This is a genomic window from Trichormus sp. NMC-1 (assembly GCF_001858025.1).
Lineage (GTDB): Bacteria > Cyanobacteriota > Cyanobacteriia > Cyanobacteriales > Nostocaceae > Anabaena.
In genome coordinates, this window is sequence record NZ_LZQD01000008.1 from 200972 (window position 1) to 221658 (window position 20687).

Sequence of the window (20687 nt, forward strand, 5' to 3'; positions counted from 1 at the left end):
CTTCCCTATTCTCTATTCCCTATCACCTTTTGATAATAATCTTGTAATTGACGGGTAGCAGCTGCCCATCCCCAATTTTCCGCTTCTCTGCGGGCATTTTTACGGATTTGGGTAACTTCTTGTTGCTCTTGTAATAAACGCACTGTAGCATTAATAGCTTCTTGAATATCTGCTGTCGGTTTAAAAAGATACCCATTTACCCCATCTGTAACAATATCAGGAATTCCCCCAGAACGGGCGGCTACGACTGGACACCCAGCTGCCATTGCTTCTAGCAGCACTAATCCCAGTGTTTCTGTCCGGGAAGGAAAAATAAAGGCATCAGCACTAGCAAAGGCAGAACCTAACTCTTTTCCTATCAGATAACCAACAAAATAAGTATTTGTGCCGGCAAAATGTTTTTCCAGTGCTTGACGGTGGGGACCATCTCCTACCAAGGCCAACCGCGCACCAGGAATGGCTTGTAAAATCGGTTTAATCCGCTCAATTTCTTTTTCAGCGGAAAGACGGCCTACATACAAAAGTAAGGGGCTTTCTGGATGATTCTGGGATAGACGCGATCGCATTTCGACACTTGCTAAATCAGGATGAAATAATTCTGTATCAACTCCTCTCTGCCATAAATCTACCCGTTCAATCCCATGTCCTGATAATTCCTCCACCATCGCTGTGGATGTACACAAATTTAACTCTGCTTGATTATGAGCGCTTTTGAGTAATTCCCATAGTAATCCTTCTAACATTCCTAAACCGTAATGTTGCAGATATTGGGGCAAGTGGGTATGGTAAGAAGCCACCAAAGGAATTTTCAAGACTTTACTGTAAAAAATCCCCGATAATCCCAAAACAGCGGGATTGACAACATGAATAATATCCGGCTGAAACTGTTCTAAAGCATAACCAATAGCTGGACGAGGTAGTGCTATTTTTAGCTCTGGATACAGAGGCAAAGGAAAGCCAGTAACGCCGTAAACTTTCGCTCCTTTATGTTCAGTGATCCCACCTTCTGGGGCAATCACTAACACTTGATTTCCATGACGTTGTAAATAGTCAACTGTGTGACGTAGACGCGTCACAATTCCATCAACTTTGGGTAAGAAAGTTTCGGTGAATAGGGCAATTCTCATATGAATAGAAGACTGGAGGTAGAGAGGTGGGGAGATGGGGAGGTGGGGAGATGGGGAGATGGGGAGGTGGGGAGGTGGGGAGGTGGGGAGGTGGGGAGAAATAATTATCTACTGCCCCCTGCCCCCGTATGGCTATAGCTTGCGTGACGACGTAGGAGTCATACGCCACGCTACGCTATCGGCTACGCTTACTTTTTTAATTATATTTAGATATGGGGAATTAGTAGCTCTGGGCAATCAACCGGGAATAATTGGTCAAGAGCATCTGTCCATTGATGAAATGGAACAAGAGGAAACCCATCCGAAGGGTGAGGAAGAATTGGTTCCTTGCTAGGTAGGAATTATGAAGAAGAAGTTTTTCTGTTGTCTTTATCAAAAGCGATGACTGTACTGTCTTTATAAGGTCTCAAGTAGGTCGATTGTATGAAAGAAGAGCTCAATATTTTAATTCAACCCCCTGCCTCCTGCCCCCTGCCTCCTGCCTCCTGCCCCCTGCACCCTGCCCCCTGCCCCCTGCCTATTTATTCCCTATTCCCTATTCCCAGTTATTTTCTATGCCAAGAGACTTTAGGCAAAATTTGCTGATTATCAACTCGTTCCTGATACTTGACAGCAAAGTTTAACAGTGAATCAAGTAAAGAATCTGAGAGATAGTGAGGTTCTAAGCCTAAATCTAGCAGTTTTGTGTTTTTGGCGTTGAAGTAATGTTCTTCTTTTTCGATTCTGGGGTTGTCAATGTGATTGATGTCTATATTCAATCCCATAGCATTGCCAGCTTTTTTCACCATCATTGCCAAGTCACCAACGCTGAATAATTCAGTAAATTGGTTAAATACGCGGAATTCTCCAGGTTGTGCAGGGTTAGCGATCGCTAATTCAATACATCGCACTGTATCCCGAATATCTAAAAATCCGCGAGTTTGTCCACCTTTCCCATAGACAGTCAGAGGATGTCCAATTGCAGCTTGGATACAGAAACGGTTGAGTGCAGTCCCAAAGACACCATCGTAATCAAGGCGGTTAATTAACAGTTCGTCCAGCCCCGTTTCTTCGGTGAGAACGCCGTAAACTATGCCTTGATTTAAGTCTGTTGCCCGCAATCCCCAAATCCGACAAGCAAAGTGAATATTATGGCTATCATGGACTTTGCTTAAGTGATACATGGAACCGGGCTGCTTAGGATAGGGTAGAGTATCTTTGCGTCCGTTGTGTTCAATCGTGATGTAACCTTCTTCAATGTCGATATTGGGTGTCCCATATTCACCCATTGTCCCCAACTTCACCAAATGACAATCTGGGAAATCTTCCCGCATGGCATACAGCAAGTTTAATGTACCGACTACATTATTTACCTGAGTCAGAACTGCATGATCGCGGTCAATCATGGAAAATGGTGCTGAACGTTGTTCACCAAAATGCACTATGGCATTTGGCTGAAATTGGTGTAAGGATTTGTGCAGAAATTCGTAGTTAGTAATATCACCGATGAACAGGTCGATAGATTTACTAGTTAAATCTTGCCAGCGCTGGAGGCGTTGCTGAATGGGTGCGATTGGGGTAAGTGTGTTAACACCCAGTTCGTTATCCCAATGCCGCCTCACTAAACTGTCTAAAATTCCAACTTCATAACCTTGATTAGAAAGGTAGAGTGCTGTTGCCCAACCGCAATACCCATCGCCACCAATAACCAGGACTTTCATTTTTACCAGTTTTTACTCGCTGATAGCTAAATCTATCAGGTTTGTGTCCCCTCTCGCTCATTAATTCTGGGGATTGGAAGGGGAAAAGTTTTCTCAATTACGAATTATGAATTACGTTGGCGGTAACCTGCCGTAGGTACTATTACGAATTATGAATTAAGAATTACGAATTTTATATTGCTGGGCAATGTAGTAAAACAACTGATAGCGATATCGAAATTCTTTGCTGTTGCTTTTCCCTTGCCAATAATATTTCACTTGGCCTTGAGTGATGGTCAATTGCATGGAACTTACCTCTTCTCCCACTTCTACCACCAGCACCCCAGAGACTCCTTGAGCAGTTTGAAAATTCTCGTCTATCGTTTTTATGGTCTTTGGGTCTTGGGTAATTGACTCTGGTAATTGATTTCCTGCCCAAGCGCGAATTTCGGCATCTTGGTTTTGTGGTGACACGAAGGTAACTCCATCGTTATTGTCTGGAGGTGCGACAGAAGTCCAATTGCTGGGATAGGGAAACTCAAAACCATAACGGGAATTGTGGTAAGTCTCCCATGTCAGTTTGGAGGTTGGGAAGCTAGTAGCACTACAACTTGAGAAAATCATTGCTGTGCCAACACCAGAAACTAGCGCCACAATTACTCGCCTCAAATTACAGGTTTTGACGGCAGCAGTAAACATAATTACACCCTTTACCCAATTTCCGGACAGTGCAATCAAAGAAGAGGCAGAGAGGAAAATTCATCTCCCCCTGCACCCTTGCTCTTTTTTGCCCCGTTTTCTCTACCAGATTAATTGTGACATAAATCACTCAGTTTAATGATGTGGTGGCTAATTGCTAACTAATATTATTAAGAAATGTAACAAAATAGCCGTTAAAACGTTTTTCCATCTTGACAAGGAATCAAGAAGCCGATAACGTTAGTTACATACCCGGGTAAGACCGTTAATGAGTTATATGCAAACTAAGCAAAAGGTTACTTTGTATCTATCGCCTGAACTGCACAGAAGATTGAAAATTCGATCAGCAGTTGATTCGGAGCCGATGTCAGAACTTGCAGAACGCGCTCTCAATTTCTACCTGACAAATTCAGAATTAGTCGAAGAAGTAGAAGCGTCTTTATATGGGCGAACACATAGAGTTTATTCTTGTCCTACCTGTGAAAGTTCACTAATATTACGTGATGGGGAATTAGTAGCTCTGGGCAATCAACCGGGAATAATTGGTCAAGAGCATCTGTCCATTGATGAAATGGAACAAGAGGAAACCCATCCGAAGGGTGAGGAAGAATTGGTTCCTTGCTAGGTAGGAATTATGAAGAAGAAGTTTTTCTGTTGTCTTTATCAAAAGCGATGACTGTACTGTCTTTATAAGGTCTCAAGTAGGTCGATTGTATGAAAGAAGAGCTCAATATTTTAATTCAAGCTCAATACCCTCTAATCTACCTTGTGACCTCCGAGGAAGAGCGGGCAGAGCAAGCAATTTCCACAATCGCTCAATTGTTAAAGCCACAACGCCGGGTATATGTTTGGACTGTAACTCACGGTATCATTGAGTACGGTCAACCCCGGAATACAACTCAACATAATACAGTTTCTCCAGAAGCGGCGATTGAGTGGATTATTCGCCAGAAAGAACCCGGTATATTTATTCTTAAAGATTTACATCCATTTATTGATGCGCCAGCAACAACTAGATCGCTACGGGATGCGATCGCTAGTTTCAAGGGAATGCAAAAGAACATCATTCTGATGTCTCCTATGCAGCAAGTTCCTATTGAACTGGAAAAAGAAGTTGTTGTCCTAGACTTCCAACTACCAGATATGGTTGAGTTGAACAAAGTTTTAACAAACCACCAAGAACAGCATCGTGGCCGACGACTAACCACCGAGGCGCGAGAAAAACTTCTCAGAGCAGCTTTAGGTCTAACTAAAGACGAATCAGAAAAAGTATACCGTAAGGCTCAGGTAACAACCGGACGACTAACGGAAGATGAAGTAGATATAGTTTTATCTGAGAAGAAACAACTGATTCGGCGCAATGGCATCTTAGAGTACATCGAAGAAGATGAAACCATTGATGCTATTGGTGGCTTGGAAGAATTGAAAAAGTGGCTCAAACAACGCTCTAACGCCTTTACAGAAAGAGCGAGAGAGTATGGTTTGCCTCAACCCAAGGGGATGTTGATTCTCGGTGTTCCCGGTTGTGGTAAGTCACTAATTGCCAAAACTACCTCCCGTTTATGGGGTTTACCAATCTTGCGGTTAGATATGGGGCGGGTATACGACGGCTCAATGGTGGGTCGAAGTGAAGCAAATCTGCGGAACGCCCTAAAAACAGCAGAATCAATTTCCCCAACGATTCTGTTTATCGACGAATTGGATAAATCTTTCGCGGGTAGTGGCGGTTCTGGTGATTCTGATGGGGGGACATCGAATAGAATTTTTGGTTCTTTCCTCACCTGGATGCAAGAAAAGAAATCTCCAGTGTTTGTAATGGCGACTGCTAACCGCGTGGAACGCCTACCTGGGGAGTTTTTGAGGAAAGGTCGCTTTGATGAAATTTTCTTTGTGGATCTGCCCACATCTGAAGAACGTCAGGATATCTTCGGTATTCACCTGACCAAACGGCGGGAAGATATTGCTAGATTTGATCTGGAACAACTAGCAAAAATGTCAGACGGCTTTTCTGGGGCAGAAATTGAACAAGCGATTGTGGCGGCGATGTATGAAGCTTTCGCCCAAGATCGGGAGTTCACCCAATTAGATATTATTGCTGCATTGAAGTCTACTTTGCCACTGTCACGAACGATGCAAGAACAGGTCACAGCTTTAAGAGACTGGGCCAGACAGCGTGCTAGACCAGCAGCATCCTCCGTCGCTGAATATCAGCGCATGGAGTTTTAAAAGCTTTCTCCTGCAATGTCAGGGGGGAAAGGTTAGCTACAAAGCTAACAGTTTAGAAGAAAAAAGCCGCTCCCAATCAATGCGGCTTGGCTGAAAAGAAACCGTTGTCGTTTTTCTCATCAATCTTCTCATTGGAGGAAACCCAAATGTCTCACTTTAGCACTCTGCGTACCAAGATCACCGATGCCGAAATCCTTAAGTCTTCTTTGCGCGACTTAGGTATCAGCGTCAAGACCGAAGCTGATGTTCGTGGTTATAACGGTCAGCGTGTACGTTCGGACATCGTTGCTGTATTGGAAGGCGAGTACGATTTAGGTTGGTCTCGCAACAGTGACGGTTCTTTTGACCTCATTGCTGACTTGTGGGGTGTTGCTAAGAAGCACAACCAAACCGAGTTGATCAACTCTATTAACCAAAAATACGCCGTTAACAAGACTTTGGCTGAAGTAAAACAGCGCGGTCTGCAAAACGCCAATGTCAAGTTGGTATTGCAATAATAATTTCTCTGCGCGTTCCCAAAGCTGAACGGGTTAACCATGTAATAGCGGTTAGCCCGCTTTTTTTTGTCTGATAGCGTAGCGTGGCGTAAGCCATATCAGGATGTACAGGATTTAAGGATTTGCAGGATTAGGAATTACTTCAATCAATCCTGTATGAAATGCTTGATCATAAGTGATAACTGGCATTTTTTCAATTTCGGCTTGAGCCATAATCATACGATCAAAAGGATCTCGATGATCTATAGGTAAAGTACCTGCTCTAATAGCATGATTGGAATTAATATTTAGTTCAATAAATTGTGATTGAATTAAGAGTTGTGGATAGATTGGTAATATGTCTTTTGCTTCAGGTAGTTTACCAATACGGTATTTAGTGGCTATTTCCCAAGGGGATACGCTACTGACAAAAATACAATGATCAGGATTTTTAATTATTTCTCGGCATGATCTATCAAGTTTAGGATCATCAAAAAACCACCATCATAAAATATGGGTATCAATCAGATAATTTATTCCCATTGTTGCAATTCTTCTTCAGGTAGAGGATCAAAAAAGGTGTCGCTGAGTTTTCCTGTTAGTATTCCTGGTGTTCTGGGTTGAGGTTTTGTTTGATTTAATCCTACGCGGAAATAGTGGATTAAGTTATAAATTTCTGCTAGTTTTTCTTCTGGAATTTGTTCTAATTCTTGGATAATTTTATGGATAATCATAATTTAATTATTAGGGTGATTTCTGGTTTTTAGTATAGCAGGATTTTTATTGTTAGTTTTCATCATTGAGAATTGATTCTAAAATTTTTGGGGTGATTCCGTTAGCAATTGCTTGTTGACTCGCTGCTTCCATGATGTCTAAGAGTGGTTTTTCACTGACTGCTTTTTGCAGCATGGTTTTCAAAAACATTTGGATTTTTTGCTGTTTTTCTGGTTCTGCTTCTCGGTATGCTTTGGCAATTTCTGGGTCAACTTGAATGGTAATGTTTTCCATAATGATTTAAGAAGCTATCAATTTACTTTTTTAATTATATTTAGATGTAGATGTAGGTTGGGTTTATGCAAGGAACGCAAAAAAATTAATATTTTATCTGAATCAGGATGTCCAGGATTTTAGGATTTTCAGGATAAGAACGCAGATAAACGCAGATTGTCTGAATCAGGATGTGCAGGATTTAGAAAAGTTATAATTTGAGCAGACCTGATGAAAACTATGTTATCAAAATCATCCTGGTTGATGTAAATATACTTAACAAATACTGGTTTAGATGGGTTAGGTTTAGTATAATGTTTACTCAGGTTATTTATAATGATGCTGAGTAAAAAAGATGCTGGCTTATGAATATTGATTTAGATGCGATCGCTACGGTGGGCAAAGTAATCACTCTATTCAACCATTCCCAATCTGGTAAATTTAACTTAACTATTGTGCAGAGTTACAGGTTGCATTTATAAATATATAATCAGGTAATTGCTGTCAATATCAAAAAATGATTACTCAAGAAAATTTTAAATCTGTTCTACTATCCTTAAACTTTCAAGAAAATAAAAGTATATTCTCAAAGAGTTTCTCACACACTGAGGGAATTATCAAGGTAGATTTTAATAAAAAAGAATTAATTTATCCTGAAGATCACGGCTTAAAGATTAATGAGCGTCAGACTTGTAATTTCTCTCAAAACGAGAATTTTGTAGTATTTGAATGTGTACATCGGCTATTATCAAAAGGCTATAAACCTGAACACATAGAACTAGAACCTACATGGAAAGTTGGACATGGTGCTAGTGGTGGTCGTGCAGATATTTTAGTCAAAAATCAACAGGGTAAACCAATGTTGATTATAGAGTGTAAAACCGCAGGTAAGGAGTTTAATAACGCTTGGAAAGATACTAAAAATGATGGCGGACAGCTAATTTCTTATGCCCAACAAATTATGGGAACTGAATTTTTGTGTCTTTATACTTCTGATTTTCTGGATAATATTTGTATTTTTGAGTATTACGTTATATCTCATAAAGACAACCTGAAAATCCTAGCAGAGGATGATAACCTACTCAGTTTTGAGAAAGCAAAAGATGTAAAAGAACGTTTCAAAGTGTGGAAAGAAACCTATCAATTAGAAGCAACTACTAAGGGCATTTTTGAGGATAATATTCCTGCATATCAAATTGGTAAAGATAAATATACTATTGAAGACCTTAAATTTATTGATGTTAAAGATAAAGACAAAAAATATCATATTTTTAGAACTATTTTGAGAAAGCATAATGTTTCTGGTCGAGAAAATGCTTTTGATATTTTAGTTAATCTTTTCTTATGCAAAATTGTAGATGAAACTCAGCATCCCCAAGAACTTAAATTTTATTGGAAAGGTATAGCTTATGATAATTATTATGATTTTATAGATCGGTTGCAAGGTTTGTATAAATATGGCATGGAGAAATATCTAGGTGAAGAAATTACTTATGTAAGTAATGATGATATTGAAAATGCGTTTTGGCCTGCTAATCGCAATGCTATTAAAACTACAATTAAAGATTATTTTCGTCAATTAAAATTTTTTACTAATAATGATTTTGCTTTTATTGATGTTTATAACAAAAATTTGTTTAATAAAAATATTAAAATTCTGCTAGAAATTGTGCAAATGTGGCAAGACTTACGCCTAAAAAATCAAGAACAAAATCAGTTTTTAGGTGATATGTTTGAGTTCTTTTTAGATAATGGTATTAAGCAATCTGAAGGACAATTTTTTACACCTATTCCAGTTACTCGATTTATCTGTATGTCTTTGCCTTTAGAAAACATTCTTAAAGATAATTCTGAGTTACCCAAAGTGATAGATTTTGCTTGCGGTTCAGGGCATTTTCTCACTGAGTTAGCAATTCAAACAAAACCTTTTATTGAAAAATATAAAAAATTAGAACCTTCAGCTTTTTTCAGAAATATCTATGGTATAGAAAAAGAATCTCGACTATCAAAGGTTGCGAAGGTATCAGCTTTTATGTATGGACAGGAAGGTATTAATATCCTACCCCATGATGCTCTTGATGATATACCAGAGATTAAGTTAGAAAGTTTTGATATTTTGGTAGCTAACCCACCCTTTGCTGTAGAAGATTTTTTAGATACTTTATCGGAAGAACAACGACAAAAGTATGAGCTTTTTAGCACTATTTCTGATTTAGGTAATAAATATATTCAATGTTTCTTTATTGAACGAGCTAAACAACTACTTGCACCTAATGGAGTTGCGGGAATTATTGTACCATCATCTGTGCTTTCTAATTCTGATAATACCCATATTGCTACTAGAGAAATTTTACTAAAATATTTTGATATTATTTCCCTTGTAGAATTGGGTAGTAATACCTTTAGTAAAACTGGAACAAATACAATTATCTTATTTTTGCGGAGAAAAGCACAACGTCCTGAACCTGCGGAACAATACAACAATCGCGTTTTAGACTTTTTTGAAAATTGGCAATATGAAATAGAAGCAAGTGGAGGAATTTATGAAGATATTTATTTGGTGAAAAAGTATTGTGAGCATATTAATGTAGGTTTTGACGATTACCAAACCCTTTTATTAGGTGTTCCTTCTGAGCAGTTATTAGAATATGAACTATTTAAAGAATATAAAAATGAGTTTGATAAAAGCACTGATATTGTTAATTTGAAAAAGAGAAAATCTTTTAAGGATTTATTATCTCCAGAAAAAGAGGTGGAACTGAATAAGCGGTTTTTAGAATATCTGCAAATAATTGAAAAAGATAAACTCTATTATTTCATCTTGGCTGTTAATAATTCACAGAAAGTTCTAATTGTGAAAAGTCCTGGGGATAATAAGGAACAAAAACAATTTCTTGGCTATGAATGGAGTAATGCTAAAGGTAATGAAGGGCTGAAATATCTTTCTGGTAGTCATATTACGCCGCTTTTTGATCCTGATAATCGCTATAATTCTGAAAAAATAAATTATTGGATTCAGCAAAATTTTCATGGTAATAGTGAAGATGTTGAATTGAAAAATCTCAGCGAATATATTACTTATGCTAGTTTGGTAGATTTATTAGATTTCTCTCGTAAGGATTTTAATAAAACTTTTTCACTTACTCCTAAGAAAAATTTGAAAATTGAAACTAAATGGGAGTTAGTAAAGTTAGAAAATATATGCGAAATTGTTAGAGGTGCATCACCTAGACCAATTGATAAATATATCACAACAGATATAAATGGCATAAATTGGATTAAAATAGGTGATGTTAGTGAAGGATCAAAATATATTACTCAAACAGCAGAAAAAATAACTTTAGAAGGTGCTGAAAAATCCAGAAAAGTAAATGAAGGAGACTTTATTTTATCTAACTCAATGAGCTTTGGAAGACCTTATATTATGAAAATATCTGGCTGCATTCATGATGGTTGGTTACTCCTATCTAAATTTAGTGAAAAACTCAATAAAGATTATTTGTATGAGATTTTATCCTACAAAGATACTCAACAGCAATTTTCAGAAAGTGCGGCTGGAGGAGTAGTACAAAATCTTAATACTGAAAGAGTAAAAGCTACTAAAATTCCTTTACCACCTTTAGAAGTGCAGCAGCAAATAGTAGATGAGTGTGAGGAGATAGATCAAAATGTAATTAAGTCCAAAGAGGCAATTGAACAGGCTAAAAATGAAATTGAGAATAAATCTGATAATATTTATGGTCAATATAATTTAGTAAAGTTAGGATCAATTTGTGACAAACCTCAGTATGGTGCTAATGAGAGTGCTATTGATGGAAATCCTCTGACAGATTATCGTTATATTAGAATTACAGACATTAATGATAATGGAGAATTAAATTCTGAGTGGAGAACTGCTGCAAACATTGAAGAAAAATATATTTTGAAAGAAGGTGATTTTGTTTTTGCTAGATCAGGGGCTACAGTTGGAAAAACTTTTTTATACAAAAACAAGTATGGCAAAGCCCTATATGCAGGCTATTTAATTCGTTTTCGCACTAATAAAGATAAATTATTACCCGATTTTTTGAAATTAGTAACTCAGTCTAGTTTTTATAAAAAGTGGGTTGCCGATACTCAAACAGGGACATCACAACCTAATATTAATGGTCAAATGTATTCAGATTTACAAGTTCCTTTACCACCTTTATCAACTCAAGAAAAATTAGTTTCAGAAGTAGAGAAACTAGAGCAAGTAATTACTAATAATCAGAAAATGATAGATGAATCTTCTAGTCTCAAGCAACAAGTGATGAAGAAATATTTATAGTTAATGTTACTCCTTATGGCTGATAGTTTTATCTTACCTAAGTTCAATGTGAGATCATTAAAAATTAACATCCTGTAAATCCTTAAATCCTGTAAATCCTGATTCTGACAAATGATTGTTGTAATAGAGTTTTCAGAAACCCGAATTTATGCTACAATTTTATCATAATCAACAATCAATCTTTATAAAAGTAAAAAATATTAATTTTAATTAGGAGATCAAAATTATGAACTCTCTTGAATTAAGACAAAAAATTGAACAAAATTTATTAACGATTTTACCAGAAAATTTAAAATTGATTGATGAATTTGTCGAATTTATTAAATATAAACAAGAAACAAATTTATCAGAAAAAACTAACTATAGGCCAGCTTCAGGACGTTCAATTTTACGTCATGCTGGTACATGGGTAGGGGATGATTTAGAAGAATGTCTGGAGTTAGTCTCTGAAACTAGAGGTAAAGTGAAAATGAATAATCGTATTAATCCTTTTGAGTGATGTATCTTTTAGACACTAATCATTGTAGTTTAACTTTTCTGATTAATTTTATCATCATCCTGTAAATCCTTAAATCCTGGATATCCTGATTCAGACAATGATTATGTTGTACAGAAATAGCATACAATATAAACCAGGAGTGTGGTAATGAGAAATGCCGAAGAAAATAAGAGAACTGAAGGCAATAGTAGCAAAAGTTGGGTATCTCCTTCAAGCAGGTAGAGGTAAAGGAAGTCATACTTATTGGAAACATCCTTTATTACCGGAAGAACCATTAACCATACCGGGAAAAGATGGAGATGATGCTCCGCTATATTTAGAAAAAAACATTCAGCGGGTGCTGAAAAAGCTGGAAGAACTAGAAAAACCAGAAAATAAGGAAGGTGAAGAATGATTTATCACTACAGCATGGTAATTCAATGGTCTCAAGAGGATCAACTTTTTTTAGTTCACTTACCTGAATTTCCCTGGCAGGAGTTTCATACTCATGGTAAAACTTATGAAGAAGCTGCTAGAAATGGTCAGGAAGTAATTGAGGCTTTTGTTGAGATGCTTACTCAAGAAAATCAAGTATTACCAGAACCCCGAATGCTTCCTCAAAAACCATTACAGATTGCCTAGTTAAATTTGATGATACTTTAAAGGATTTTCTGTAAAATAGACTTATCTTAATTTAACTTAGGTTGCTTATGAGTTCCCGTCGTATTCTCAAACCTGGTGAATCCTATACTTTCAGCCGATATTTTGAATTATCCTTTACCATTGATGATATCTTAGCAGAATTAAACTGCACTATTGAAAGGCAAGATTTAACATTACCTGAATCTTCGGAAACGCTAAATTTAGACTTTTTACAGCACCAGATTCAGCGAAATTTATCTCACATAGATTTAGTGAATGAAACTGCTAGACGTGAGGCTTTAATAGGTCCAATTTTGTTTGAGGTATGCGATTTAACTAACCAGCGACTTAATATAGAATATTCAATTGCAGTCAATGATTATTTGAAAGGAACTGTAGATTATTATATTGCAGCACCTCAAAATCTATTAGTTATTGAAGCTAAACAATCAGATTTGGTGAGGGGATTTACTCAACTTGCTATTGAATTAATTGCACTTGATCAATGGACGAAATCTACTTCTGAGCTTATTTATGGAGCAGTTACGACTGGTGAAGATTGGCGTTTTGGAGTTTATAACCGCAAAAATCGTCAAGTAACTCAAGACCAAAAACGTTATCGAGTTCCAGAAGATTTGTCAACACTTATGAAAATCCTTACAAGTATTATTTCTGGATCATGAATTATGACAACATTTACTAATTGATAACTGATTTAACGCAAACAACGAATTGCTTCTAACAATCCTCTGGCTTTATTTAGTGTTTCCTCCTACTCCTTTTCTGGATCTGAATCAGCGACTAAACCTGCACCGACTTGGACTGTGACGGTATGATTAGGCAATATCATAGACATAATGTGGTTAGTTAAAACTTTTACAAACAGTTTCAGGATTAATACCAAAGATATTGCGATATTGTTTCATTCCTCAACCCAACTTGCATCTGTGTTGAATTAGAGTATAATAACGATTATCATTTTAAATAAAATTTAATGTCACCCGTAGATTCATCACACCTATTCCAGCGTCCCCGTCGTTTGCGTCGCACTGAAACCCTACGAAAAATGGTGCGGGAAACGATTTTAACTGTAGATGAAAAGAAGCTTTAAAAGAGGTGGAATTAGATATTGCTGAAGGTGCAGATATCGTTATGGTCAAACCAGCCTTAGCATATCTAGATATAATATGTCAAGTAAAAGCAGCGACCAATTTACCAGTGGCAGCATACAACGTTAGTGGTGAATACGCCATGATTAAAGCTGCTGCTAAAAATGGCTGGATTGATGAGAAAAAGGTGATTTTAGAAACTTTAACCAGTATGAAACGGGCTGGTGCTGATTTAATTTTGACTTATTTTGCAAAAGAAGTGGCTTTGATGCTGTTGTGATTGGGGATTGGTAAGTACTCCGACAGAATTAATTATACACATTTGAACAGATATAGCAGGTGACAGGGGACAGGTGACAGAGCTAAAAATCTTTTGGTGTCTAAGTTTTAGCATTGGTTGATGTCCTAACAGCCTTGTCCGTTGCTATATTTACAGCACTTTCGATGTCTTGTATTTTTCCAGAAATTGAGTTTTTTCAGCCAAGTTGTCACATTCAGACTTTTTTGCGCTATATTGATAACGATTCTCGTTTCGATTTAATATGGTCAGTTCATTAATCTAGTACAACACAGCTTAAACCTGCTTGCTTGACTAATTTAAAACAAAATTCAACAACTTCCATCCACGAGGTTTAAATATGACGACTCTCACACAACAAACTTCAAACCCAAGCATTGATATTCCCAAGCTGGGAATGCCTGTAACTATCATTACAGGATTTTTAGGAAGTGGCAAAACTACGCTTTTAAATCAAATTCTCAAGAATAAACAAGATTTAAAAGTTGCGGTACTTGTAAATGAATTTGGTGATATTAATATTGATAGCCAATTGCTAGTTTCTGTAGACCAAGATATGGTAGAACTCAGCAATGGCTGTATATGCTGCACAATAAATGATGGTTTAGTTGATGCTGTTTATCGGGTTTTAGAACGAGAAGAACGGATTGATTATCTGGTGATTGAAACTACTGGTGTCGCTGACCCACTACCAATTATTTTAACTTTTTTGGGTACGGAATTGAGAGATTTAACAAAAATTGACTCGATTCTGACAGTAGTAGATGCGGAAACATTTAATGAAGAACATTTTCAAAGTGAAGCTGCTTTAAAACAGATTACCTATGGAGATATTATTCTTCTGAATAAAACAGATCTTGTTCCTTCAGAAAAACTGCAAGAAGTAGAAAAGTTCATCCATGATTTGAAAGATTCTGCGAGGATTCTGCATACCAAATATGGAGAAGTTGCGTTACCGCTTATTTTAGATGTCGATTTAACTCCTACAGATGAGTATATTGCTATTGATGATGAAGATACTCATAAACATGAACATCATCATGAACATGAACATCATCATCATCATCATCATCATCACTCTCATCATTTAGAGAACGATGGGTTTATTTCGATTTCTTTCCAAAGTGATAGACCATTTGATGTGCATAAATTTGAGCATTTTCTTACCGAAGAAATGCCGCAAGATGTATTTCGAGCTAAGGGCATTTTATGGTTTAGTGATAGTGAGTTGCGCCATATTTTTCAACTGAGTGGACCCCGTTACAACTTACACGCTGATGAATGGCAAACTTCACCTAAAAATCAGGTGGTTTTTATTGGCAGAAAGTTGAATACTCAGGAAATTTACACAAAACTTAATGAATGTCTGTTATGATTAAGATATGTTAATAATCATTCACTTTGTAAGTTTCAAACAAAAGTGAAGTGTTTGCTAATCTGCCGTTAATCAGTTCATAACCCATACCGCTCAAACATAGCAAATGACTCTATCGATTAGTCCCGATATAAATTCTGTTGCTCAATTAGTATCATCTATATCTACTCAGCAACAGCCAACTGTCACAGAAGCAGAAATGGTTCAGGCTGTGCGTACTTTGCTGATTGGATTAGGAGAAAATCCTGATCGTGAAGGGTTAAAAGACACTCCGAAACGAGTTGTAAAAGCTTTGCAGTTTCTCACCAAGGGATATGATGAATCTTTAGATGAACTCCTCAATGGAGCAGTTTTCAAAGAAGATGCCAATGAAATGGTATTAATTCGGGACATTGATATTTTCAGTTCCTGTGAGCATCATATCCTACCAATTATTGGTCGCGCTCATGTAGCCTATATTCCCAATGGTAAGGTGATAGGATTATCTAAAATTGCGCGCATTTGTGAAATGTATGCACGACGGTTGCAAGTGCAGGAACGTCTTACAGTGCAAATTGCTGACGCACTGCAAGGGTTACTCAAACCCCAAGGAGTTGCTGTAGTTATAGAAGCAACTCATATGTGTATGGTAATGAGGGGTGTGCAGAAACCTGGTTCTTGGACTGTGACTAGTGCTATGCGTGGTGTGTTTGCAGAAGATAGGCGGACTCGTGAGGAGTTTATGAATTTGATTCGGCACAGCGCCAATTTTCACTAAATATAACTAGTTTCTGTTGGCGTTGATTTATTATATTTGGCACTTGTGGTGTGGAGACAGAAAAATTTTTTGTCTCTACTTTTTTATGAAATTCACCGCAAACAACGAATTGCTTCTAATAACCCTCTGGCTTTATTCAGTGTTTCCTCATATTCCTTTTCGGGTTCTGAATCAGCGACTAAACCGGCTCCTGCTTGGACTGTGACGGTATGATTATGCAATACCATCGTCCGAATTGCGATTCCTTCGGAGCGCTTTGCGATCGCACTATTCAATTATGATTTAAAATCATCTCTATAGTTGTGCTAATTATCTGCTCTATAGCTACAAAGTCATTTTTACTAAAATCTTGCCAAAAATCCTGAATTTTTTTGATGATATTTTCAATATCACCATCCTCATAATCAATATTATTTAAAATTTGTTTATTATAAATGGTTGTCCATTTTGAACTTAGTCTTGTTTTTTTGAAAATTTTTGAATAGTCTTGCTTTTGTAATAACTCAAATATTTTCTGACGGATTTCTTTATTGTCACTGGGTCCAATTTGCACTCTCATGCTAAGAGAACTAGGAAGATTTTCAAATTGAAAATAAATCATTACTCGACTTCCTAATTTATTTTCCCAGTGTTTCGCTCCAAAACTTGTGTATCCCTTGTTCCAAAAATCTGCAAATATTTCGTTAGATTCAATAAGTGGATTTAGTAATTTCTTAATTTCCACAACTATTTCTGACTGTAAGTCTGGACGATGCTCAATAATTAAATCAAGAGCTTGCCTATGTTTAAAATAAATTTTACGGCAAAGTTCTGCAATTTCTGAATCACTCACAATATATCTCCTAATTAATGTGGAATAATGTGTCATTAATGTGTAAATATCTGCACCAAGTATAGATTTATAACTTTTACAAATACTATCAATTATTTGTATTACTTGAGAATAGCTATATATTCTCCAATTGGCTTTAGATGATAAACTTCCTTCGGGAGTTAAATAAATTAAAATTTTTCGATAATTTTTGTATTCAATATCAATAATGTTCTGATATCTTTCTAACTGGTTTGAATGTTCTCCCGAATCAATTTTATTTTCTATAGCACATATTAATTTATTACGCGGTGAATGGATAAGAATATCAATATTTTGCCACTCACGTCTAATCTCTGAGTCTGTTAAATCAGCTATATCTATATCAACAGGACTAATTTTTGTATAATTTGTATTTGTAGGGTTATCCGTTTCTAAAAGCACTCGCTTCAAAAATCGCTTGAGAAAAATATCATCAAGTCTATGATTTTGAGATGGATCTAGCAGAAATGCTAAAAAATTTGAATGCCTAATTTCTTGTCTTACTACACCAATAGCTTCAAAAATATTGAACTCAGCTAGTTTTGCCTCTAGTTCTTCTAAATCTTCATTGTCAACTATGAAACTTTCTAGTAATTCTCGTTGTTTATTTGAAGCCAAATTTTACCCCGCGCAAATACTAAAATTTTACCTATACCTAAACAGAGATTTATATTCTTTTACAAGAAATTCATAAATAGTCATACTTGAGCTACTAACATCGCATTGATGTGAGTGAAAATTCTATCTAACTCTCCAATAGCTTCCAGTTCTATAACTTCCTCTGAAGTCAGCAAATCAGCTTTTTTTCTATCCAAAAGTTCTTCCATTCGCTTCTGGAGTTCATCATTAAATTTAAATAAATTGAATTTATCTACCTTTTCAACTTTAATCCGACCAAGTAAGGTTGAAGGTTTACTAAGAGGATGTTTTAAAAGTTTTTAATGTATAAATAAACCCCTCTCCAAACCTCTCCCCGACGCGGGGAGAGGCTTTGAAACCCCCATTCCCTGGTAGGGAAGGGGGGCTGGGGGGTTAGGTTAATAATCATTCACTTTGTAAGTTTCAAACAAAAGTGAAGTGTTTGCTAATCTGCCGTCTGGTATCATAGTTTAGCTCCAGTGTTGATTTTAATTTCCCTTCTTCGTAGGAAATAGAGTTCACCGCAAACAACGAATTGCTTCTAATAACCCTCTAGCTTTATTCAGCGTTTCCTCGTATTCCTTCTCTGGTTCTGAATCAGCGACTAAACCGGCACCAGCTTGGACTGTGACGGTATGATTATGCAATACCATCGTTCTAATTGCGATCGCACTATTTAATTGCCCTTCAAAATCATAATACCCATACACACCAGAATACACACCCCGGCGACTTGGTTCTAATTCGTTGATGATTTCCATCGCTCTGATTTTCGGCGCACCGCTGACTGTACCGGCTGGGAAGCTGGCTTTAAGCAAATCCCAGGCTGTTTTGTCATTTGCTAATTTACCCACCACATTACTGACAATGTGCATAACATGGGAATAGCGTTCAACTACCATTAATTCATCAACTTTAACGCTACCGCTTTCGCACACACGCCCCAAATCATTGCGTCCTAAATCAACTAACATGACGTGTTCGGCGATTTCTTTGGGGTCTTGGAGTAAATCTTCAGCGAAAGCCGCATCTTCTTGCGTTGTCTTCCCTCTGGGTCTTGTTCCAGCAATGGGGCGGACTGTGGCGATTATACCCCCATCTGGGTCGCATTCTGCCTTCACCATGACTTCAGGACTAGAACCGATAATTTGCCAATCCTTAAAGTTAAAATATGCCATGTAAGGTGAAGGATTGATTTGGCGTAAAGAACGATAAAGGGCGAAGGGGTCGCCAGTATATTCTGTAGATAGGCGTTGAGAAATGACCACTTGGAAGATATCACCAGCTTTGATATATTCTTTAGCTTTTTCGACACTGGCGCAAAATTCTGGACGGGTGAAGTTGCTGGTGTATTCCTCTATTCCTGCTTTGGGCTTGTTTCCAGGGGCTGTCCAAGCTAATTTGGTATTTTGTGGCGATAAGGGTAAAGATAGCTTGCTGACCATTTCCTGAATGCGATCGCACGCCTGTTGATAGGCTACCTCTAAATTAACATTTGGGTCACGTAAATCAGCATATGCGATCGCCCAAATTTTCCGTTTCACCTGGTCGAAAACCAATAACTGGTCTACCTGCATCCACAATCCATCAGGTATATTCCGCTCATCTTGGGGATGAATTGGTACACGCGGCTCAATCCAATTAATTAATTCATAACCCCAAAACCCAAATAAACCGCCAATTCCTGAAGGTAGTTGCGGTAATTTTACTGGGTGATAGGGTGCTAAACATTCAGCTAAAACTGTAAAAGGATCGCCGGTAAAAACTTGCTCAGAACCATCTCGATGTGTTTGGGTAGTTTTATCACCTCTGGCTTCCAAAATCCACAGAGGATCACAACCCAATAAACTATAACGCCCTAGTTTTTCCCCCCCTTCCACCGATTCCAGTAAAAAGCTATAAGGTTGCTCTGCACATACTTTATACCAAGCAGAAACAGGAGTATCTAAGTCAGCTACCCATTCCTGATATACAGGGACAAAATTACCTTGTAAAGCGAGTTTTTGAAACTGGGTGAAATCGGGAAAAATCATAAATAATTAAAAATTAACAATTAAAACTTAAAAATTAACAATTACGAACGAGTTATTGGCAATGGGTAATTGGTAAAAGTTTTTCTTTTTCCCCATTACCCATTAACCACTACTCAACGATTAATTCACAACGGCGTAAATCAACCAACAATTAAAAATTCGTTAACAGCTTGTTGAGTCTGCTTTTTTAATTTTTAATTGTTAATTTTTAATTCCGCCCTGCGGTACTATGCATCGTAAGTAGCTTTACCACTGAACTTCAGTTGTGCAGGACTGGGGTTTTGACCAATTCTGCGGGGTACAAAGCGCACTTTATCACGACCAGCATTCACTTTTTCTGGGAACACACCATCAGCTGGGTGAATGAAAGTGGTTTCACCGCTGGGAAGAATCCGGTAAATTTTGTAGTCTGTGATTTTGAATTTCCGGAGTTGGCCGCCCAAAGCGATGCCATACTCTTTCCGAGCGATATAAAGCAGGTTTTCGCCTTTAACCATTGTGGCAGCGCCACCTGTAGGCATTTCAAAAACTTGCTCTTTAGGGCTAGTCCAGGTGATAGCGTACTTTTCTTCTTCTTGTGCTTTTTTCAGCAATCCGCCAGTGCTGCCACCGAAAAGTGGAGTTTTACCAGTAAGAGTGTCTGCCATAAGAGGTTGTCTCTCAACGTTTTTAGGGCATACTAACATCGTAATTGAGCTTATATTGCGATCGCGTCATAGACTGTAACAGTTTTTAGTGATTGAGTCTGGCCAAAGGCTTCAGAATGTGAGATCAAGCAACAATAGAACAATTTTTGAGAATCAATCTATAAATTAACATTACATTACATTACTTTAAATTTCTTTACATAAGCTCCAGTTTGTTAAGTGCAGAGCGCAAGCTATAGCAGGAGTCAGTAGGGGCGTATTGCAATACGCCCGTACAGGAGGAGGCAGTGCGGTGGACGGGTTCCCCGGCATAAAGGAGGCAGTGCGATGGGCGGGTTCCCCGACTTGTAGCA

The 20687-nt window shown here is 37.4% G+C and carries 20 protein-coding genes and 3 pseudogenes; 12 read left to right on the forward strand and 11 right to left on the reverse strand.

The genetic code is table 11. The annotated features are described in order from the left end of the window. Positions 1–5 precede the first annotated feature (5 nt). Positions 6–1127 (reverse strand): glycosyltransferase family 1 protein, encoded by a 1122-nt coding sequence (locus A9Y75_RS21840; protein WP_071191624.1) that lies wholly within the window; start codon positions 1125–1127, stop codon positions 6–8. Between the two features lie 34 nt (positions 1128–1161). Here A9Y75_RS21840 and A9Y75_RS21845 point away from each other — a divergent pair, with 34 nt between their 5' ends. After that, positions 1162–1461, forward strand: coding sequence for a hypothetical protein (locus tag A9Y75_RS21845; RefSeq protein WP_071191625.1), 300 nt, complete (start codon positions 1162–1164; stop codon positions 1459–1461). A 211-nt stretch (positions 1462–1672) separates the two neighbouring features. Here A9Y75_RS21845 and A9Y75_RS21850 read toward each other — a convergent pair whose 3' ends face one another. Further along, a complete protein-coding gene (locus A9Y75_RS21850) occupies positions 1673–2827 on the reverse strand; it encodes an NAD-dependent epimerase/dehydratase family protein (RefSeq protein WP_071191626.1) in 1155 nt (384 codons plus the stop codon). Between the two features lie 156 nt (positions 2828–2983). Then, on the reverse strand, positions 2984–3505 hold the full coding sequence (locus A9Y75_RS21855) for a hypothetical protein (RefSeq protein WP_071191627.1): 522 nt from the start codon (positions 3503–3505) through the stop codon (positions 2984–2986). A gap of 277 nt (positions 3506–3782) precedes the next feature. Here A9Y75_RS21855 and A9Y75_RS21860 point away from each other — a divergent pair, with 277 nt between their 5' ends. The 3 genes from A9Y75_RS21860 to A9Y75_RS21870 all read left to right on the forward strand — a co-directional run bounded on the left by A9Y75_RS21860 (position 3783) and on the right by A9Y75_RS21870 (position 6228). Next, positions 3783–4130 (forward strand): hypothetical protein, encoded by a 348-nt coding sequence (locus A9Y75_RS21860; protein WP_071191665.1) that lies wholly within the window; start codon positions 3783–3785, stop codon positions 4128–4130. Between the two features lie 89 nt (positions 4131–4219). Beyond that, a complete protein-coding gene (locus A9Y75_RS21865) occupies positions 4220–5731 on the forward strand; it encodes an AAA family ATPase (protein ID WP_071191628.1) in 1512 nt (503 codons plus the stop codon). A gap of 146 nt (positions 5732–5877) precedes the next feature. Then, complete coding sequence (locus tag A9Y75_RS21870; protein ID WP_048868763.1) at positions 5878–6228, forward strand: DUF1257 domain-containing protein; 351 nt, start codon at positions 5878–5880, stop codon at positions 6226–6228. A 114-nt stretch (positions 6229–6342) separates the two neighbouring features. Here the strand turns inward: A9Y75_RS21870 and A9Y75_RS21875 are convergent. The 3 genes and pseudogenes from A9Y75_RS21875 to A9Y75_RS21885 all read right to left on the reverse strand — a co-directional run. After that, positions 6343–6696 (reverse strand): annotated as a pseudogene (locus tag A9Y75_RS21875) (type II toxin-antitoxin system VapC family toxin); the annotation flags it as partial. Between the two features lie 44 nt (positions 6697–6740). Beyond that, complete coding sequence (locus A9Y75_RS21880) at positions 6741–6941, reverse strand: hypothetical protein (RefSeq protein WP_071191629.1); 201 nt, start codon at positions 6939–6941, stop codon at positions 6741–6743. Positions 6942–6993: 52 nt separating this feature from the next. Beyond that, positions 6994–7215: a hypothetical protein gene (locus A9Y75_RS21885; protein ID WP_071191630.1), complete on the reverse strand. Its 222-nt coding sequence runs from the start codon at positions 7213–7215 to the stop codon at positions 6994–6996. A 496-nt stretch (positions 7216–7711) separates the two neighbouring features. Here A9Y75_RS21885 and A9Y75_RS21890 point away from each other — a divergent pair, with 496 nt between their 5' ends. The 8 genes and pseudogenes from A9Y75_RS21890 (at position 7712) to folE (ending at position 16162) form a co-directional block, all read left to right on the forward strand. After that, a complete protein-coding gene (locus A9Y75_RS21890; protein WP_071191631.1) occupies positions 7712–11503 on the forward strand; it encodes an N-6 DNA methylase in 3792 nt (1263 codons plus the stop codon). Positions 11504–11729: 226 nt separating this feature from the next. Next, positions 11730–12002 carry a hypothetical protein gene (locus A9Y75_RS21895; RefSeq protein ID WP_071191632.1) on the forward strand — a complete coding sequence of 91 codons (273 nt, stop codon included), beginning with the start codon at positions 11730–11732 and terminating at the stop codon, positions 12000–12002. A 154-nt stretch (positions 12003–12156) separates the two neighbouring features. Beyond that, complete coding sequence (locus A9Y75_RS21900) at positions 12157–12396, forward strand: type II toxin-antitoxin system HicA family toxin (RefSeq protein WP_071191633.1); 240 nt, start codon at positions 12157–12159, stop codon at positions 12394–12396. After that, positions 12393–12623 carry a type II toxin-antitoxin system HicB family antitoxin gene (locus A9Y75_RS21905; protein WP_071191634.1) on the forward strand — a complete coding sequence of 77 codons (231 nt, stop codon included), beginning with the start codon at positions 12393–12395 and terminating at the stop codon, positions 12621–12623. The genes A9Y75_RS21900 and A9Y75_RS21905 overlap by 4 nt, the downstream gene beginning before the upstream one ends. 68 nt (positions 12624–12691) lie before the next feature. Beyond that, positions 12692–13306, forward strand: a complete 615-nt coding sequence (locus A9Y75_RS21910; RefSeq protein ID WP_071191635.1) for a hypothetical protein — start codon at positions 12692–12694, stop codon at positions 13304–13306. Positions 13307–13724: 418 nt separating this feature from the next. Continuing rightward, a pseudogene (locus tag A9Y75_RS21915) lies at positions 13725–14012 on the forward strand (porphobilinogen synthase); the annotation flags it as partial. Between the two features lie 358 nt (positions 14013–14370). Beyond that, complete coding sequence (locus A9Y75_RS21920; protein WP_071191637.1) at positions 14371–15405, forward strand: GTP-binding protein; 1035 nt, start codon at positions 14371–14373, stop codon at positions 15403–15405. A 106-nt stretch (positions 15406–15511) separates the two neighbouring features. After that, on the forward strand, positions 15512–16162 hold the full coding sequence (gene folE / locus A9Y75_RS21925) for a GTP cyclohydrolase I FolE (protein WP_071191638.1): 651 nt from the start codon (positions 15512–15514) through the stop codon (positions 16160–16162). Between the two features lie 92 nt (positions 16163–16254). On the opposite strand, the pseudogene A9Y75_RS26895 reads toward folE, so the two are convergent. From A9Y75_RS26895 to A9Y75_RS21945, 5 genes and pseudogenes are all read right to left on the reverse strand, one after another. After that, positions 16255–16404, reverse strand: a pseudogene (locus A9Y75_RS26895) (chorismate-binding protein); the annotation flags it as partial. A 29-nt stretch (positions 16405–16433) separates the two neighbouring features. Continuing rightward, positions 16434–17633: a PD-(D/E)XK nuclease family protein gene (locus tag A9Y75_RS21930; RefSeq protein ID WP_071191639.1), complete on the reverse strand. Its 1200-nt coding sequence runs from the start codon at positions 17631–17633 to the stop codon at positions 16434–16436. Positions 17634–17713: 80 nt separating this feature from the next. Continuing rightward, complete coding sequence (locus A9Y75_RS21935) at positions 17714–17842, reverse strand: hypothetical protein (RefSeq protein WP_343232446.1); 129 nt, start codon at positions 17840–17842, stop codon at positions 17714–17716. A gap of 330 nt (positions 17843–18172) precedes the next feature. After that, positions 18173–19687 carry an anthranilate synthase component I gene (gene trpE / locus A9Y75_RS21940; RefSeq protein ID WP_071191641.1) on the reverse strand — a complete coding sequence of 505 codons (1515 nt, stop codon included), beginning with the start codon at positions 19685–19687 and terminating at the stop codon, positions 18173–18175. Positions 19688–19914: 227 nt separating this feature from the next. Next, complete coding sequence (locus tag A9Y75_RS21945; RefSeq protein WP_071191642.1) at positions 19915–20334, reverse strand: photosystem I reaction center subunit II PsaD; 420 nt, start codon at positions 20332–20334, stop codon at positions 19915–19917. Positions 20335–20687 lie beyond the last annotated feature (353 nt).

Excerpts from the sequence above, each read along its gene's own strand:
- A9Y75_RS21840 (WP_071191624.1), bottom strand. The coding sequence starts at position 1,127 with ATGAGAATTGCCCTATTCACCGAAACTTTCTTACCCAAAGTTGATGGA.
- A9Y75_RS21845 (WP_071191625.1), top strand. The coding sequence starts at position 1,162 with ATGGGGAGGTGGGGAGATGGGGAGATGGGGAGGTGGGGAGGTGGGGAG.
- A9Y75_RS21850 (WP_071191626.1), bottom strand. The coding sequence starts at position 2,827 with ATGAAAGTCCTGGTTATTGGTGGCGATGGGTATTGCGGTTGGGCAACA.
- A9Y75_RS21855 (WP_071191627.1), bottom strand. The coding sequence starts at position 3,505 with ATGTTTACTGCTGCCGTCAAAACCTGTAATTTGAGGCGAGTAATTGTG.
- A9Y75_RS21860 (WP_071191665.1), top strand. The coding sequence starts at position 3,783 with ATGCAAACTAAGCAAAAGGTTACTTTGTATCTATCGCCTGAACTGCAC.
- A9Y75_RS21865 (WP_071191628.1), top strand. The coding sequence starts at position 4,220 with ATGAAAGAAGAGCTCAATATTTTAATTCAAGCTCAATACCCTCTAATC.
- A9Y75_RS21870 (WP_048868763.1), top strand. The coding sequence starts at position 5,878 with ATGTCTCACTTTAGCACTCTGCGTACCAAGATCACCGATGCCGAAATC.
- A9Y75_RS21880 (WP_071191629.1), bottom strand. The coding sequence starts at position 6,941 with ATGATTATCCATAAAATTATCCAAGAATTAGAACAAATTCCAGAAGAA.
- A9Y75_RS21885 (WP_071191630.1), bottom strand. The coding sequence starts at position 7,215 with ATGGAAAACATTACCATTCAAGTTGACCCAGAAATTGCCAAAGCATAC.
- A9Y75_RS21890 (WP_071191631.1), top strand. The coding sequence starts at position 7,712 with ATGATTACTCAAGAAAATTTTAAATCTGTTCTACTATCCTTAAACTTT.
- A9Y75_RS21895 (WP_071191632.1), top strand. The coding sequence starts at position 11,730 with ATGAACTCTCTTGAATTAAGACAAAAAATTGAACAAAATTTATTAACG.
- A9Y75_RS21900 (WP_071191633.1), top strand. The coding sequence starts at position 12,157 with ATGCCGAAGAAAATAAGAGAACTGAAGGCAATAGTAGCAAAAGTTGGG.
- A9Y75_RS21905 (WP_071191634.1), top strand. The coding sequence starts at position 12,393 with ATGATTTATCACTACAGCATGGTAATTCAATGGTCTCAAGAGGATCAA.
- A9Y75_RS21910 (WP_071191635.1), top strand. The coding sequence starts at position 12,692 with ATGAGTTCCCGTCGTATTCTCAAACCTGGTGAATCCTATACTTTCAGC.
- A9Y75_RS21920 (WP_071191637.1), top strand. The coding sequence starts at position 14,371 with ATGACGACTCTCACACAACAAACTTCAAACCCAAGCATTGATATTCCC.
- folE (WP_071191638.1), top strand. The coding sequence starts at position 15,512 with ATGACTCTATCGATTAGTCCCGATATAAATTCTGTTGCTCAATTAGTA.
- A9Y75_RS21935 (WP_343232446.1), bottom strand. The coding sequence starts at position 17,842 with ATGGAAGAACTTTTGGATAGAAAAAAAGCTGATTTGCTGACTTCAGAG.
- trpE (WP_071191641.1), bottom strand. The coding sequence starts at position 19,687 with ATGATTTTTCCCGATTTCACCCAGTTTCAAAAACTCGCTTTACAAGGT.
- A9Y75_RS21945 (WP_071191642.1), bottom strand. The coding sequence starts at position 20,334 with ATGGCAGACACTCTTACTGGTAAAACTCCACTTTTCGGTGGCAGCACT.